Annotated in this window: 17 protein-coding genes; 5 read left to right on the top strand and 12 right to left on the bottom strand. The window is 25.8% G+C overall.

The features are described from left to right. Positions 1-4: 4 nt before the first annotated feature. From AVBRAN12654_RS07030 to AVBRAN12654_RS07080, 11 genes are read right to left on the bottom strand one after another with little or no spacing between them, the layout of a single operon-like run. Positions 5-403 (bottom strand): cag pathogenicity island Cag12 family protein, encoded by a 399-nt coding sequence (locus AVBRAN12654_RS07030; RefSeq protein WP_239803201.1) that lies wholly within the window; start codon positions 401-403, stop codon positions 5-7. Further along, positions 400-2,271 carry a type IV secretory system conjugative DNA transfer family protein gene (locus tag AVBRAN12654_RS07035; RefSeq protein WP_239803202.1) on the bottom strand — a complete coding sequence of 624 codons (1,872 nt, stop codon included), beginning with the start codon at positions 2,269-2,271 and terminating at the stop codon, positions 400-402. The genes AVBRAN12654_RS07030 and AVBRAN12654_RS07035 overlap by 4 nt, the downstream gene beginning before the upstream one ends. Beyond that, positions 2,255-3,208, bottom strand: a complete 954-nt coding sequence (locus tag AVBRAN12654_RS07040; RefSeq protein WP_239803203.1) for an ATPase, T2SS/T4P/T4SS family — start codon at positions 3,206-3,208, stop codon at positions 2,255-2,257. Before AVBRAN12654_RS07040 ends, AVBRAN12654_RS07035 begins: the two co-directional genes overlap by 17 nt. Next, the gene (gene virB10, locus AVBRAN12654_RS07045; protein ID WP_239803204.1) at positions 3,198-4,475 is read right to left on the bottom strand and encodes a type IV secretion system protein VirB10; all 1,278 of its coding nucleotides are present in this window, start codon (positions 4,473-4,475) and stop codon (positions 3,198-3,200) included. Before virB10 ends, AVBRAN12654_RS07040 begins: the two co-directional genes overlap by 11 nt. After that, complete coding sequence (locus tag AVBRAN12654_RS07050) at positions 4,465-5,373, bottom strand: TrbG/VirB9 family P-type conjugative transfer protein (RefSeq protein ID WP_239803205.1); 909 nt, start codon at positions 5,371-5,373, stop codon at positions 4,465-4,467. Before AVBRAN12654_RS07050 ends, virB10 begins: the two co-directional genes overlap by 11 nt. A 1-nt stretch (position 5,374) precedes the next feature. Next, entirely contained in the window at positions 5,375-6,046 is a 672-nt protein-coding gene (locus AVBRAN12654_RS07055) for a virB8 family protein (RefSeq protein WP_239803206.1), read from the bottom strand. Next, positions 6,030-6,170 (bottom strand): hypothetical protein, encoded by a 141-nt coding sequence (locus AVBRAN12654_RS07060; RefSeq protein WP_239803207.1) that lies wholly within the window; start codon positions 6,168-6,170, stop codon positions 6,030-6,032. The genes AVBRAN12654_RS07055 and AVBRAN12654_RS07060 overlap by 17 nt, the downstream gene beginning before the upstream one ends. Continuing rightward, positions 6,167-7,255 carry a type IV secretion system protein gene (locus AVBRAN12654_RS07065; protein ID WP_239803208.1) on the bottom strand — a complete coding sequence of 363 codons (1,089 nt, stop codon included), beginning with the start codon at positions 7,253-7,255 and terminating at the stop codon, positions 6,167-6,169. The genes AVBRAN12654_RS07060 and AVBRAN12654_RS07065 overlap by 4 nt, the downstream gene beginning before the upstream one ends. Further along, the gene (locus tag AVBRAN12654_RS07070) at positions 7,255-8,031 is read right to left on the bottom strand and encodes a type IV secretion system protein (RefSeq protein WP_336608166.1); all 777 of its coding nucleotides are present in this window, start codon (positions 8,029-8,031) and stop codon (positions 7,255-7,257) included. The genes AVBRAN12654_RS07065 and AVBRAN12654_RS07070 overlap by 1 nt, the downstream gene beginning before the upstream one ends. Further along, entirely contained in the window at positions 8,012-10,792 is a 2,781-nt protein-coding gene (locus tag AVBRAN12654_RS07075; RefSeq protein WP_336608167.1) for a TraG/VirB4 family ATPase, read from the bottom strand. Before AVBRAN12654_RS07075 ends, AVBRAN12654_RS07070 begins: the two co-directional genes overlap by 20 nt. Beyond that, positions 10,793-11,059: a TrbC/VirB2 family protein gene (locus AVBRAN12654_RS07080; protein ID WP_239803211.1), complete on the bottom strand. Its 267-nt coding sequence runs from the start codon at positions 11,057-11,059 to the stop codon at positions 10,793-10,795. A gap of 103 nt (positions 11,060-11,162) precedes the next feature. Here AVBRAN12654_RS07080 and AVBRAN12654_RS07085 point away from each other — a divergent pair, with 103 nt between their 5' ends. After that, the gene (locus AVBRAN12654_RS07085; protein WP_336608168.1) at positions 11,163-12,332 is read left to right on the top strand and encodes an AAA family ATPase; all 1,170 of its coding nucleotides are present in this window, start codon (positions 11,163-11,165) and stop codon (positions 12,330-12,332) included. Positions 12,333-12,432: 100 nt separating this feature from the next. On the opposite strand, the gene AVBRAN12654_RS07090 is transcribed toward AVBRAN12654_RS07085, so the two are convergent. Continuing rightward, entirely contained in the window at positions 12,433-12,846 is a 414-nt protein-coding gene (locus AVBRAN12654_RS07090) for a hypothetical protein (RefSeq protein ID WP_336608169.1), read from the bottom strand. 149 nt (positions 12,847-12,995) lie between these two features. On the opposite strand from AVBRAN12654_RS07090, the gene AVBRAN12654_RS07095 reads away from it, so the two are divergent. The 4 genes from AVBRAN12654_RS07095 to AVBRAN12654_RS07110 all read left to right on the top strand — a co-directional run bounded on the left by AVBRAN12654_RS07095 (position 12,996) and on the right by AVBRAN12654_RS07110 (position 16,006). Beyond that, entirely contained in the window at positions 12,996-13,568 is a 573-nt protein-coding gene (locus AVBRAN12654_RS07095) for a hypothetical protein (protein ID WP_239803214.1), read from the top strand. A 68-nt stretch (positions 13,569-13,636) separates the two neighbouring features. Then, positions 13,637-13,879: a hypothetical protein gene (locus tag AVBRAN12654_RS07100; protein WP_239803215.1), complete on the top strand. Its 243-nt coding sequence runs from the start codon at positions 13,637-13,639 to the stop codon at positions 13,877-13,879. A 444-nt stretch (positions 13,880-14,323) separates the two neighbouring features. Continuing rightward, positions 14,324-15,574, top strand: a complete 1,251-nt coding sequence (locus AVBRAN12654_RS07105) for a tyrosine-type recombinase/integrase (RefSeq protein WP_336608303.1) — start codon at positions 14,324-14,326, stop codon at positions 15,572-15,574. A gap of 24 nt (positions 15,575-15,598) precedes the next feature. Next, complete coding sequence (locus tag AVBRAN12654_RS07110) at positions 15,599-16,006, top strand: type II toxin-antitoxin system PemK/MazF family toxin (RefSeq protein WP_239803217.1); 408 nt, start codon at positions 15,599-15,601, stop codon at positions 16,004-16,006. Positions 16,007-16,230 lie beyond the last annotated feature (224 nt).

A 16,230-nucleotide genomic window follows, 5' to 3' on the forward strand; every position in this document is an offset into this window, starting at 1 on the left:
CTCCTTATTTATGTTCAAAAATAATATTTACCAAATTAGGTTCATTTGCTATAAAGTCATATATAACTATATTTGCTGTTATTCCATTATGTTTTAAATAAAAAGCATATTTTTCAGCAAGTTCTTTTCTTGCAAATATATATATTTGATCACTATTATGTGCATAGTAAAAAAAGCTTACCTTCTTATTATTTTCAACTAAAATATTTTCTTTAAAATAAAATAAGTAATTAGTAACCCACGAGTAGTTTAGACTAGGATCTTTGATAACATTAAAAGTCGTATTTTCTACTACTTGTTGTTTTACAAGATCATATTTTGGACTATCAATTTTTACTGAACTTTTTGCACAGTTTGTAATAAATAATCCTACTAAAATAAATAAAAATAATTTTAATTTCATGCTGCTTCCTTTGTTAGTTTTAATAAATTTTCTTCTAAAAGTTTTTCATTTTCTTGTTTCATAATTTCAAAATTTTGATAAGGTATATTTATTCTTGTTTCTCCATTTTGGATTACAGTTTCCAACTCTTTTTTAGTTGGCAAATCTTTTATTTTTGCTAGAGATTTTGAAATAGATTTAAATTTGTCCATAAAATAATTATCACTATAATAAAATGCCTTATCACATAAAATAGGTTTTCCTGCATCTATTGTTACAAGTTCTTTTTCAAATGGCATTTCACGAAGTTCTTGTGGAAGCATTAGTGCCCTTACTGTTTTGCTTTCACTACCACCTACATTTAAACTTAATGCGTTTTGATAATTTGTTGATTTGTTGATTACTGTCATATTTCCTAAAATTTTTGAAATTCTTTCAGCATCTTCTTGCTCTCTAGGTGCATAATATATTTGACATGCATGATTTGTTAATAAAGTTTTTGCACCTTCTTTGCCATACCCATTAGGAATTGGCATTTCAAGTTGTGAATCTGACTGGTATATCATTAAACTTCTAAATCCAAAACCTGCCATAAATGCAACTCCTGTTAAGTATTTTGATAAATAACCACTTGAAGTAAATTCATCCATCAAACACAATACTGTATGTTGTAGCTCTGGATTTTGTTGTGGTAACTCTTTTGTATTTAATAGTATTAACTGTTGCCAAAATATATTTAAAATGAGTTTTGCATTATCTAATTGATCAGGAGTAATGCCAACATATATTGTCATTTTTTTCTTTCTTAAATCTCTAAAATCAAAATCGTTAGCACTAGTTGCAAGTCGCATATTATCTGCTCTAAAGATCATTAATGGAGCATTAAAAGAACTCATCACTCCACTTCTAGTATTATCAGAAGCTATTGCCAAATAAGATTTTATACGCTCTTGTGCTTTAGGGCTTGCAATTCCTAGCTCACACAACCAATTATAAGTATTTTCAAAACCTTTAATTTCTTGTTTTATACTTTCTTCTTCATCTTCACTACTTTCAACAGTAAAATTAAAACCTTCGCTGATAGATAATATCCCATAAAGCGTAAAAGAAACATCTAGTTTATAATTTCTAATAAATGCTAGTCCCATTTCAGAACTTAATAAGTCGTGAGTTAAATAACACAGTCCTATAAATAAATTTTGTGCTAATTGATTAAAAAATTGTGTTGTTGGATCTCCTACTACTGGATATAAAATATTTGCAAAATCAGTTAATTCTGCATCAACATTTGTGCCATTCATATTTATGTATGCTAGTGGGTTATATCTATGTGTTCTTCTATCAAATGGATTAAATAAATATACTTCATTGCCCAATTTTTCTTTTCTATATTTTGAAGTATAATCAAAGCATTCTTGTTTAATGTCTTGAACTACTGCACTTTCTTTCCATTCAAGTAAATTAGGAATAACAATACCAACACCTTTACCACTACGAGTTGGAGCACCAAGGGCAACAAATTGCTGACCACCAAATTTTAACAATTTGCCTTGATATTTACCAACGATAATACCTTTTTTGCCAAATAACCCCATTTTTTTAATTTCTCTTTTAGTGGCAAATCTTGCATCACCATGTAAAGATTGCTGTCGTGGTATTAAAGGAATAATTAAACATATCAAAGAACTTATCAAAGTTGCAAAACCTAAAGATTTGTAAATATAAGGATAGTTATTAATAATAGCACTAAATACAAATCCAATTTTAATCAAATATATTTTTTTTAAAAGCCCATTAAAATACAAACAAAAAATTATAGTTAGTGCATAATCAATCAAAATAAATAAAAATACTAAAGCTATAATTTGTGATTTAGTTAGCTTTTTCATTATAAACCTTATGTATTTTACCATCATACAAATACTCAAGTATTTGTCTTTTACCATTTATATTTTTAAAAACTATGATTATATCTATGGCTTTTTTTACAACATCTATTAACATATCTTTTCCTAATGCCCTTGCCATATCATTTTGCATAGACATCATTACAAGCCTGTCAATACAACCACCAACACTTCCAGCGTGGCAACTTGTCATAGAGCCGTTATGCCCACTTGAGATTACATTTAAAAAATCATAAGTTTCCCCACCCCTAACTTCAGCTAACAAAATTCTATCAGGCTTCATTCTTAAACAACTTTTTAATAAAGTAGCAGAATTTACTGCATCGGTTATTTTTGCTTCACTAGGATAAAATAGTTGCACATAATTTTTATGGTCATAAAATTTAATTTCTTCTACATCTTCAATAGTAATAATACGATCATCTAATGGGATAAAATCAATTAAGGTTTTCATGAAGGTAGTTTTTCCACTACCTGTTTCACCACAAATAACGACATTTTTACCATTTTTGATAGCTTCACCTAAATTATTTGCAAATTCTTTAGTTATTGCACCCCTTTCTATGTAATCATTGATTGTATATCTAACTTTACTAGGCTTTCTAATAGTAATTGATACAATTTTATCTTTTGTAGCAGGTGAAATTACTATCTGAATACGCTCACCAGTAGGTAAAATGCAAGATAATATAGGTTTATTTTTATCTATTTCATCTTTTTTAAAACTAGCACTAGCTTTAGCAAAAGATAAGGCTTTTTGTTCATTAATATCGTTTTCATAAGCAGTCCATTTTCCTTGAATATCTTCACACCAAATTAAATTGCCACCTTGATAGCAAACTTCATTTATTGAATCATCTTTCAAAAATTTACCAAAAAGCATTTCCGCATATTTATTTAAAGAAGTATTATCGCTCATAGCCTTGCCCTATTTTAGTCTTCATTTTTAGCTTATAAACTTTAGAAAAATCAACATCTTTATTTACATATACGCTTACTATTTCGCCTTGATTTTTATATAAAACAGGCTTTATTTTTATAAATTCTTGCAGTGCAGTATTTGCTAATTCTCGTGCATTTTCTCTTGTATTTTCAGTATAATCAACATTATCTTTACCCCTTTTACCATTAATAGCTACATTAACTGCATCATCAATTATGCTTAAAAATATAGCAGAGCCAAATCGTTTTAAATATTGATGATCTACATAGCCACTCATACCACTTGCACCAAGTCCATCTGTTGCAGGTGAGTTTATAGGAATAATTAAATTATTAGGAGTTCTTATTTCTTCCCAAACAACAAACAATCTATTTACACCATCACTAATTTCACCACTTTTAAAAGAACCAAACATGGTTGAACCACGATCAATCAACAAAACAGTGCCATCTGCACTATATACATCATTACTAATAGTGCAACTAACATTACCTGCTAACATAGAAACAATTCTTGTGTTTAAAGAACAATGAATAAAACTACCTTTTGATAATAAAAAATGTGGATTAATATTATTTATTCTCGCCATATTTATTTGATACGAGCTATTATTTGAATAGTTTTGTGATGAGTTATTAAAATCTAAATTATTAGAATTATTGTTAAAAGATTCTGGGTTACTCATTAATAAGTTAAGCCTGTTTGTTTCTTCTGCTATTTTATCATTGTAATAATTATTTAAATTTTGTGCTTGTGCTATATTTTCATCAAGTAATTCTAATTGACTTTTATTTGTGTTTTGAGATGAGTTATTAACACTAAAATTTGCACTAGATTTTAAAACCCTAGGTTTATTAACTAGCTTATTGTTTTCATTTGTATTCAGTATAATAGCTGGTTCTAAAGTAGTATTTTGTTCTTTTAATCCAAATAAAGCTTCTAAATCTTTTTTTACTTCCAACTCATCTTGAATTTGTGTATTATTCTTTATTTCAAAACTACGATTTTTTGCACTTATAATAGTTTCTGTATTTTGCTTAATTGGTTCTTCTTTTGTCTTGTCTGTTTTTACAAATTGATAAAAAACCAATATAGCAATTACAACGCATAAACAAATAACTGCAGTAGCTTGTAGTTTTATTTTAGAATTAGTATCTACATCTAATTCTAAATTATTATTTATTTTTTCTTGTTCTTGATTTATTTCATTAATTTTACTTCTATTTTGTTCGTTATTGCTCATTTATTACCCTTTCAACTTTATCAGATTTAGTATTTTTTAATGGATATAAATTTTTACCAGCACCTAAATTTTTAATACCAACTAATTTATCACCTGAACGAAGCAAAATTTGTTTTGGAATTTTATGAATCACTAAAACTGTATAATCATTATCTTTAGTAATATGAGTATTTAATATGCTCTCTTTATTTTGTTTATCATATTCAAATACAGATGGTATTGTTTTATTTGTATTAAAAGCTAAATATGTAAAAACACCATCATCATACGCATAATCAACGCTTATATCTTCGCTATTTTTATTAACATGTTGAACAAAATGATAATTTTTAGGAACATTGATATTGTTTAATTCTTGCTCAATTTCTTTTTCTTCGTTTTCAAGTTTAGTTTTATTAGCAATTAATTGATTTACTTTTGCAATATCATCAGTGTATTTAAAATCAACTCTATAAGAAGAATCTAATTTTGCAGTTAGAAGTAAATCAAATGTATAAATTCTTTTATTTGTAGTAATTATTAGATTTGTTTTCCAATCTTTTGCGTTTGGTTGAATTACTACATCTTGATTGTCAGAAAACGATACTAAATTACCATTGCTATCTACCATAGTTTGCTCTTGTGCTTTTGCAATATATGCTTGTGGTTTTATAAATATAAAATTAGTATCTGATTTAATAGACCAGCCTTCCAAAAAACCGCAAACTATATTTATAATTCTTTCATCATGAGCAAATTTAAGCATTGAAATATAGCCATTTTTAGCTTTTATTTCATATACTTCATTAGCATTAAACTCTGCAACTTGAATTCTTTTATCTTCTTTTGTAGGTTTAGGAATATTTACACAAAAACCATAAATCGTAAAAACTGTAATTAATAATATAACTTTTTTCATATCATTGTCCTATTTCGTAATCTAATCTATAATTTAACACTTGAAAGCTAAGTGGGTTTTCAAGTCTTGTAGCTTCATCTAATCTTGTATTTGTTAAATAATCGTATGTTATAGTGGCGATTTTATTACTCTCTTGTTCTACACCACTTCTTAAATCTTTTGTTATTGTTTTAAACCTAACTGTAGCTAATTTAATACCAGCACTTTCACCTAAAACGATTGATTTTATTTTTACATTTATTTCATAAGAATTTTTTAATTTTTCTAATATAGAATCAGAACCTTCAAATAACCTTATATATTCTTTCTTAACTTCATCAGATGAATATAATTGAGTTTTTAAATAATCTTTTTCAAGTATATTGTAATAATAGCTTTCTCGTGTTTTAACATAATCACCAATAAAAAACTTATCTAAAGCTTCACTACTAGTAAAATTTTCTTCATTTAATATTGTAATAACACTTGTTTCACCCGTTTTATTATCAACTTTTATTACATAAGGCTCAACTGTTTTTAATGGTGTTAATAAACACACTGCAACTACACTAATGATTGCAATAATTATTGATATAAATGATATAGTCCAAGCTCTTTTATTTGATACATCTAGCAAATATCTAAGACTTGCTTCATAGCTTAAAGCAATATTTTCATCATTTGTTTTTTTCATTATTACTCTCCGTTTTATTTACAGCTTCCCAATTAGTTCCATCAAATAATTTGTCAAAATTTTTATTATTTATAGAACAAGCATTTAAGATTAATATTAATAGTATTGTTGGCAAATACTTCATTTGCTATTTCTCCATTTCGCAGTATTGTTTCTAATTGAATTAATTCCATGTTTGGTTTTGCTATAAGCATTTTTAGCCCTTTGGTATCCGTTTTTAACTGCTCCAAATTCTTTTTTACCTTGATTTACTATTCCACTAGGTAATAATCTACTCATATAACCTAATTTAGCAGTTGCACCAGCAGTTACTAAAGAGCCTACACTAGTTGAAGTTTGGGCTGACTTTACAGCACTATCTAGGCTAACAGATGATAATTGTTGTGCTAATTGAAGAGCTAATGTTGTTCCGGTGCGTAAAATTACACCTGAAACTATACAAGAAATAACCACTAAAATAATATTAGGATTTTTTCCATAAATTTCATCATTTGTTAAAGACATAACAAACTGAATAATAACGCTTGCAAAAATATTTATAAATAAAAGTGCTAAAAAATTACTTATTAACAATGATATATATTGTGAAAATACTTGTTTGGTTGATTTAAGCAATAAAAATGCAAACATTAATGGGGCTATCATTATTAAAATAGAATTAGTGATTTGAACTATACTTAATGCAGAAGCTAAAGATAAAGAACCAATAAGACCACCAGCTAAACCAAAAAGCCCAGATAGCCCAGCTACAATTTTTTCACCAGACCACCACGATGCATCATCTATCATCTTTGCAACAAGTTTTACTATAGAATCCATATAAGCTTGAACTTTTTCCCAAGCAGTCCAATTACTACCACTAAAGGCAAAATTACCGGCATAGTTCATTACATCATTTATTGCTGATTTAAATAAACCGATGAAATTACCGTAATTCATAAACAAAAATATCACTATAATCTTCATCATAAAATCCCACAATAAAGTTGCGAAACTTTGTTGTTTTATAGACATTGAAAATTGTAAAAACTCATATATTAGCCATATAGTTAAATAAGTAATAGCAGTATATTGCAGTGTAATTACAAAACCTTGAATAATAGAAGAAGCAGTATAAAAAGGACTAGAACTTGAATCAATCTCAAAAATATTTGATACAAGCTCTCCAACATAAATAAAAGCACCTGTATCTGGCTTATAAACAATCATTATTCAAACCTTACATCATCAAGTTTAAATTTTCTTGCTAGTTTTAAATTTCTATACTGATTGTTATTATAATTTACTCGCTCATCTTCTTTTAACTGCTCATTAATTTGCATTGCTCTAATATGCTTTTCGTTTAATATTTTTAATTGTTGTTCTTGTGTTTGTAATTTTGATTGAGCTATTTGCAGTGCAGTTTGAGCATCAGCTGATTCTTTCATTGTTGTAGCTTTTACTGCTTTTATTGCTAAATTTTGAATTTCTAATAATGTTGCATCAAACTTTTCACTTATTTCTTTCAGCTCTTCTTCATTTTGAAAAGTTGTGGCAACTTCTCTATAGCAAATTGCTTGTTTGTTTTTAGATTCATAGCTACTGCAATAATCGCTTAATAAAAATTTTGTAGATAACTCTTTACCACGCTGTTTTAAACCTTCGCTTGTTAAATCTTCTTTAACCATAGAGTGCAATTGCAATGAGTTGCTTTTGAATTTTATAGTTTCTTCATATAAACCTTCAGCACTATTTATTGCTGATACAATATCACTAATACCAGTAGTATTTTTTAATTCTTGTGCATAGTGTTCAACTACTTGTCTATACTGCATCAATGTAGTTGCCCAACGATTAGCTTCCACTGCATATTCCTTCAAATCATCTATATATGATTTAATATTTTGTGCAATTGCAGCAACATCAATTGTTGGTATTCCACTGGCAACAGCATTATTTGTAAAGCATAACAAAACAACTAATGATTTAAACAATGTTTTTTTCATTACAATCTCCAATACTTTCATTATAAAGTTCTAAAATCTTTTGAAATTTTGTTTTATAATCTACTTCTAATTTATTTATTTTTTCAAGTTTTTCAACATAAGCTTTGCCTGTAGAAATAATTTTTAAATATGTTTTACCGATAGAACTAAGATCAAGACTTACAATAGCTCTTTCTTCTGCTTTTTTGATTAATACTTGATACATTGAAGGAATTGTATTTTTTGCAAATTCATACTCTTCTTTAGAAAGATTTAAAACTTTACAATAATCATCTTCTTTTGCTTGTGGATTTGACAGTAATAATATAGTTGCACTTTGCTCTATTATTGCACTTGCAATAGGTGATTTGGCAAAATCTTCAACACTTTGAGTTCCAAGCACCAAAAATCCATTTAACTTTCTTATTGTTTTTTCTTTATTGTGTATTTCTTTTGCAACTACTGGATTTCTAATCCAATCCCAAGCTTCATCAACAAATAATGCAAATCTTCTACCATCGCACTTTTCAAATATTCTCCATAGAATATAAAATGATACAGGACCATTAATGTCATTATCACTTAATAAATCAGTTCCATCTATACCAAATAAATTGCAATCATCTTTAAAAGAAAAATTGTCATTTTCGTTATCAAACACCCAACCAAACTGCTTATTTTTACTCCATTGTGCCAATCTACTTCTAATTGAGTTAATCTCATTTGTTCCTTCAGTTAAATGCTCTAGCATTAATGTGATTCCATATTTTCTTTCTTCTTTATTAAAATTATTCATTATTGAAATAACTGCAAAATTTAAATCTTCTTCTTCTTTTACGGATATTTTCTCATCATTTCTAGTAACTAATAATTTCATAAGAATTTGTAAATTTCTTATATTTTCTGGTGTGTTATCACACATAAAAGGATTAAAGCCTGTTGGATTTCCACCATCAATAGTAATGTAAGTTCCATTTTGGGCAATAATATTGCCTATCGCCCCTTTATCCTTGTCAAGATAAAAGAAAGTAGCTTTTTTCTTATCTTCTGGAATTGATACTGGAAAAGTTGAAGGATCAGAATATTTTGCAAGTTGATTTAGTAAAAAATTCATTAGTGCTGTTTTACCACCACCTGATTTACCTAAAATCATAGTATTTGCTAATAATAATTCACCAAAATCATCATGATTAAATCTTGTTTCATGAAAATTAAAATAATATGGAGATCCATTAGGGGTTCTTAAAATAGATACTGCTTGACCCCAACAATTTTTATCTTTTTTACCTTTACCAAAATTATGCAAAGCAATCAATGAAGCATAATTTTTACTTGAAATTTTATGAAGTCGTGGTCTAATTTGATAATTTGCAGGTATTTGAGCAAAATAAGTTGCAGGTAAAGCAATATTAGCAATAGTAGTCAAAAAGCCTTCATCTGCAAGTTTTGATATTATTATATTTGTATTTTCTTCTACTTCTTTTATACTATCAGCATATACAATTAATGAAAAATGATAATTTCCGAAAGAAATTTCACCAGAAGTTAAATCATCTAATGCTTGATCAATATCTATTATTTGCGATATAGCATCATCTTCTGCACTGATTAATCTCTTTTTTTGCAAACCGATTGCTTCTTTTGCATCTACTTTCTTCATAGGAGTAAAACTTTGTGTAATAACATAATTTATATTTAAATACATAAGATGATCTAGCATACCAATATAGCTATAATTTGGATATTCTTTAATTTCAATTGCTTTTAAAAATCTTTTTTTACCATTGTTTAAATCAATTTGTGCAATATTATGTCCAAATAAAATTGCGCTCATATTACCTTGCAAATAATCACATAACACTGTATCATTTACACGCACTTTTGAAAATATTCCTGAAAGTAAAAAGTTATAAAATTCAAGTTGAGATGAATAAACTATATTATTTTCAATGTATTTACCAAGTCTTGCAACTCCAAAATCCTTTAAATTACCTTCAATCCCCAAAAGCAATTCTTCAAAATTTTTAACATGTTGCCTAATCTCTTGAATTTTTGTTTCTACGCTCAATTTTTTAAATTTTGAACTGGCAAGTTTATTTAATGGTGAATATATGACTGATAATACTAGCTTGTTTTCTTTCAATTGGTTAAAATTTGAATAATACCTATCATTAAAATCTTTTAAAAAATTATTTTTAAAAAGACTATTTAAATAATCGTTTAATTCAATTCTGCAATTATGAAAATAAAAAGATATGTTTTCAGAAGAATATGATTTTATTAACATATTTAATTTATTTTTATTAACTTCTAAATCCACACTATTTTCTACTTCAAAATCAACACCATCAATAACAAATGTTGCTACATATTCACATTCTTTAGTAGTTATAATATGATTATTTATGAGAGTTTGAAATGGAATGTGCGATGAAATATTTGCAAGACTATGTAATGCACTAATACTTAATTTTGTTAGATTATTATAAGTTTTATTATGTGTATAACTTGAAGTTACATATGCTTTGGTTTTATAAAATTTTTTTTGTGCAGGATTTGTAAAAAATTTTAATTTTAAAAATAAAAGCCTAAAAATCATATCATCTTTTTTAGCCATAAAACGCATTATAAAAAATATAGGTATAGCTAAAAAAAAGAAAAATAGATTGATATATATTGCAGAAAACAATATAAACATCATAACAGATAATAAAGGCATCATAGGAACGCCAAAAAGCATAGCAGGTCTGCTTAGTGCTTTAAAAAATAAATCTGTATTCATTTAAAAAGCGTAAATAGCACCAATAATTGCACTTGAAGAAGCTATAACAATAGAACCAACAATTACTCTTGAATATTCTTGAAACGGATGTCCGCCCCACATAACTTTAATTCCAGAATACACTAATGCAATTGTTGATATTGTGAAAGCAACTGCTAAAATCCAACCTAAAACTGTGTCAAATAAGTTATTTACTTTTGACAAACCACCAGCAGCTAAAACAAGATTTGGTGTTAGTAATAATAATAAAATCTTATTATTTTTCATAAAAAATCCTTTTATTTTTTAATTTTTATCTTATTATATAATATGATAAATTAATTTTTTATTAACCTGAAATTGCTACTATTTAAAAATAAAGGGCTGAAGTATGAAGACAAATGAAAATCAAATAGCAAAAGCTATACAAAACAAATATAAAGAAATAGCAGAATTTCAAAAAGAAGTAGATAACTTAAAAACTTTATTATCAAAAATAAAGCTTGATAAAGAAAAAGAATATATTCAACATACAATAGATTTTTTATTGCAAAAAATACAAGCTTTAGAAAACTCTGAAATAAACAGTGAAAATTTTGAAAGCATAATTAATATGAATATTTTTAACTATGAAACATTAGATAGTGACAAGTCAAAAATTGAATACATTATAAATAATTTGATTGTTAAAAACGAAATCACAATGATAGCTTCAAAACCTAGTGGTGGTAAATCTTTAACCGCTTTAGGAATTTGCACTAGTTTTTTAAAACAATCAATAGAACATAAAGTTGTATATTTTGATTTAGATAATTCAATAGCTACATTGACAAATAGGAAAATCTATAAAATAAGAAACGAATTTGGAAGTAGATTTAATATGTTTTCATCTAGCAATTATTCAGCAGAAGAAGCAAATATATTCCTTAACAAATTTAAAAATGTAGATTTAACAAATACATTGTTTATCTTAGATAGCATAAAAAACTTTATTCTAGGCGATAGAGATAAAAACAAAGATGTAAGTGAATTTATGAGATTAGTAAAAGCTTTAAGAGATGCTGGAGCTACTGTTATATTTTTACACCATACAAATAAACCACAAAAAGATTTAGGAGAAAATTACGCAGGTTCATCTGCATTTTTAGAAGATACAACAAATGCTTTTATTCTTGAAAATAACCCAGATAAACAAACTTTTATATTTAAAACTATAAAAGCAAGAAATGGTGATTTAAAAAACAAGGCTTTTCAATTTGATTTAGATAAGCATAGATTGATAGAAGTTGATTTATTATGGGCAAGTGAGAATAAAAACGATACCAAAATAGTAGATGAAATAATAGAATTTTTATCAAACAATAAAGAAGCTAATTATACACAAATTAAAAATTATTTAATAGGTGAAGGCATAGTTAAAGATAAAAGTAAAATTGCAAATATTTTAAATAATTATTGTGGTGTTTTATGGGCTAAAGAAAAAATCAAGGAAAACAATAAAAGCATTTATAAACTTATCAAAAACGATAATGCCAATACAATAGATGGTATTGTGAAGTGATTGATAATATAAGTAAGGCAATAAACACTAATAATTGTATAAACAAAAAAATGAAGTATAATCTAAAAACAAAACACCTAGCTAAAAGCTAGGTATGCAATTATTTGATTAGTTTATAGCCAAAATTAGCAGATTTAACTTTGATTTCACAAAATCTTAATTCTTCATCTTCTTTTTCATTTTTAGGCTGAAGATCTACATCATCATACCACTTTTTACAATAGTCAGGAACACATCTATCACGAATAACAATACCTGTTTTTGTAATTCTACCACTTCTACTATCTTTTTCTAATACACACTTTTTACCATAATTCATATTACCTTGAGTTTCTATTCTTCCATCAGGATACTCCATTAAAATCATAGGTCTTTTTGTAATATCACTTTTACTATTATTATTATTTATTTCCGGTGCTTTTAACGCATCAGGAACAGGTGGTAATTTTGGCAAAACACAACCAGTAGAAAATAAACACACTATACCTGCAGCCACTAAATTAATTTTTTTCATACTTTCTTCCTTTATTTTGAATTATTTGTTTAATTATATTAATCATAAATTAATTATAGCTTAAATTAAACTATTTTAAATTATTTTAGCTTATTTTAATTTATTTTAATATATTATATACTAAAATATATTATTTAAAGGAATAAAAAATGATAATTTCAGTTATATCAAAAAAAGGTGGTGTTGGTAAAACTCCTTTTGCCTTTTCAATAGCAAAAGATTTAAATATGTATTTACAATCAAATGACAATAGCTGTATTGAACATATCTATCCAAATAAAGCTAAAATCTCTCAAGAAGTAAAACTAATAGATAATTGTGTATATGATTTTGGTGGATTTGTAGCAAAAGGTATTTTAAATATTGTTGAAAAGTCAAATTATATAATAATACCAACAAATCCAAATTTAAATTCAATAATTAGAACTTATGAAACTTATAATGAACTAAAAGAATTTAATAAAAATTTTATCATACTCGCTACTGGCTTTAAAGACAACAAAGAAGTAGCTTTTTTAATAAAAAACCTAAAAAAAATTAAAGATTGCAATATACCAATTTTTTATTTTAAAGACTCAAAAATAGTATTAAATTCTATGAATTATGGAAAAAGCTTTAATGAATTATATAAAGAAAACACACTATCAATGCATAGCTATAAAAATTTCATTAAATCTTATTATGAGCTATTAAAGTATATTAAAAACAATAAATTATTTTAATTTATTTTAAATTATTTTAATTGACTATAATTAATATAATTAGTAAAATATATTGACAAGGATAAAAAATGACTAAAAAATTAGAAGTAAGTATTGATGATATTTTAAAAGACAATGTTGTAAATACATATAAAGAAGCTCAAAAACAAACTAGAAAGAAAAAAAACTCTAAGTTAAAAGTTACTAAAGGTTTTACAGTTACATTAACAGAAGATGAATTTAATGCTTTAGAACAATATTGTGCAGAAAATTATATAAGCAGAAATAGCTTTTTTAGACAACTACTAAGAGAAAAAATGGCTGAAAACTAAAATAATTTAAAATAAACTATTTTAATCTATAAATTAATATAAATTCCAGATAAGTATTAATAAAATTCAGACTAGTGCATAAGATTACGGACTAGTCTATTTTATAAAGCAGACTAGTGGTCAGACTAGTGTCAGACAAGCGTTAAAAATACTTAAAATTCATTACTTTTTTTGCTATTTTTTAAATTTTAATAATTTTTATATGTAAAAAATATACAGACTAGTCAGACTAGTCTATTTTATAAAGCAGACTAGTGGTCAGACTAGTGTCAGACAAGTAACAGACTAGTGGTATTTATAAAGTAAAAAAAAATAAAAATTATTAGATTTTAAATAAGAAGGTAATGAAAGTATAAAACAAGTTCAGTATATTATTTTTTGACTTAAACATACTTTAAATAACTTTTTAAGTAACTTAAAACTATAAACTGTAAAAGGATAATAATGGGAAGAATTAGTAGCACTAATTTAACAAATAAAGATATTAAAAAATTACAAAATAACAATAAAGCATATATTAAATGTGTTGGTAATCCAAAAGAACTATATCTAAGAATTTATCCTAGTGGTATGAAAACATTTTGTATTAGGTATAAAAACAAAATGATAAAACTTCATGAATTTAGAGAAAATATATACTCTATAAAAGAAGCAAGAGCTGATGCAATTAAAATATTAAGAAAACTACTTATTGATGAAAACTACAATTTAAGCATCAATAGGGTAAATTACAATTTTAGTATTTTATATAAACAATATATAAAAATAGTTCAAAACAAATGTAGAAATGAAAGATATGTAAAACAAATAATGCAAAGAATTAATAAATACCTTTTACCCAAGTTAGGAGATAAAAACATTGCAGATATTAAACATAGTGAATTATTAGATATACTAACTAGTATATATAATCCAGCAAATAAAAATAAAAGTAGAATTGATATAATACACAGGCTAATATCATATTTAAAATCAATTTTTGATTTAGCGATAGCAGATAATTACATACAAAATAATCCAGCAAATAATTTAAAAGAACACTTTATTACTTTAAAAGAATTTAATAAAATTAACTCTCGTGATGGCAGAAGACCTGCTCTAATAAATAATGAAGATATAAAAAATTTTATAAAATGCCTAAAAGAAAATAATAAAATTGATTTAAATATTAAATATGCAATATTTTTACAAATTCTCACTGCAAATAGACCATTTAACACAGTATCTGCGAAATGGAGTTATATTGATTTTAAAAATAAATTATGGACTATTCCAGCAAGTGAAATGAAGAATAAAAATGAACATACAATAGCATTGAATACATATATGATTAAAATTTTATCTGAATTAAAATCAATTTCAAAAAATAATATTTATGTATTTCCTTCAAAATACAAAAATAAGCACATATCAACAAATACTATAAGTAAAGCTATTAGAGAAACTTTAAATTATAAATATTATGGAAAAGTAGTCCCTTATGGATTTAGAAGCACTTTTAAAACAATATGTAGTTTAAATATTACCACTTTAAATAGTATGGGTATTAGTGAAAAAGTAATTGAAGAAGTTATGGATCATTCTACAAAAGGCATAGCGATGCATTATGAAAGAAGTAGATCATCTATAAAAGAAAAAATGATTTTAATGCAATGGTATGGCGACTATATTAACAATATAGAAAAATTATTATAAAATAAGAAAAAATAGGATTTTGCTATGATGAATTATGATGACTGGAATGAAGTTAAAAAGAAAACAAATGATAATAATAAACATAAAAATATAAAACTTGGGGAAGTTTATTGGGTTAAAATAGGATTAAATATAGGTTATGAAGTTTATGGCAAAGGTAAAGATTATGCTAGACCTGTGCTAGTGATTAATAAGCTTTTTGATAGTGCTGGTAATAGGCTCTTTTTAGGTGTTCCTTTAAGTTCTAAAGTATATGGAAAAGCTAATAAATATCGTTATGTTTTTGATAGTAATGGAAGCTTACAAACTGCTTTATTATCTCAAATTAAAGTGTTTGACAATAAAAGAGTTATGTATCAAGCTAAAATTAAATTACTAAAAAATGATTTTTTAAATATAAAACAAATAATTATAAATGAAGTAATAAATTAACCCCACACCTAAAAGGTGGGGGAAACCCGAGCCATTATCTTGCGATAAGGGGGCGACTAACCCAAAAAGGGTGAAACATTTTTATTATAGTATTTGTTTAGTTAATTTGCAAATAGCTTATATAATGTTTGTTTAATTCTTTTATTTTAGTTACTTTTAAATTAACTTTTGTAATTAAATTACCATATTATCTTTATTAATAAGCTTTTATGTATTTAAAAAAT

Source organism: Campylobacter sp. RM12654, assembly GCF_020137585.1.
GTDB lineage: Bacteria > Campylobacterota > Campylobacteria > Campylobacterales > Campylobacteraceae > Campylobacter_E.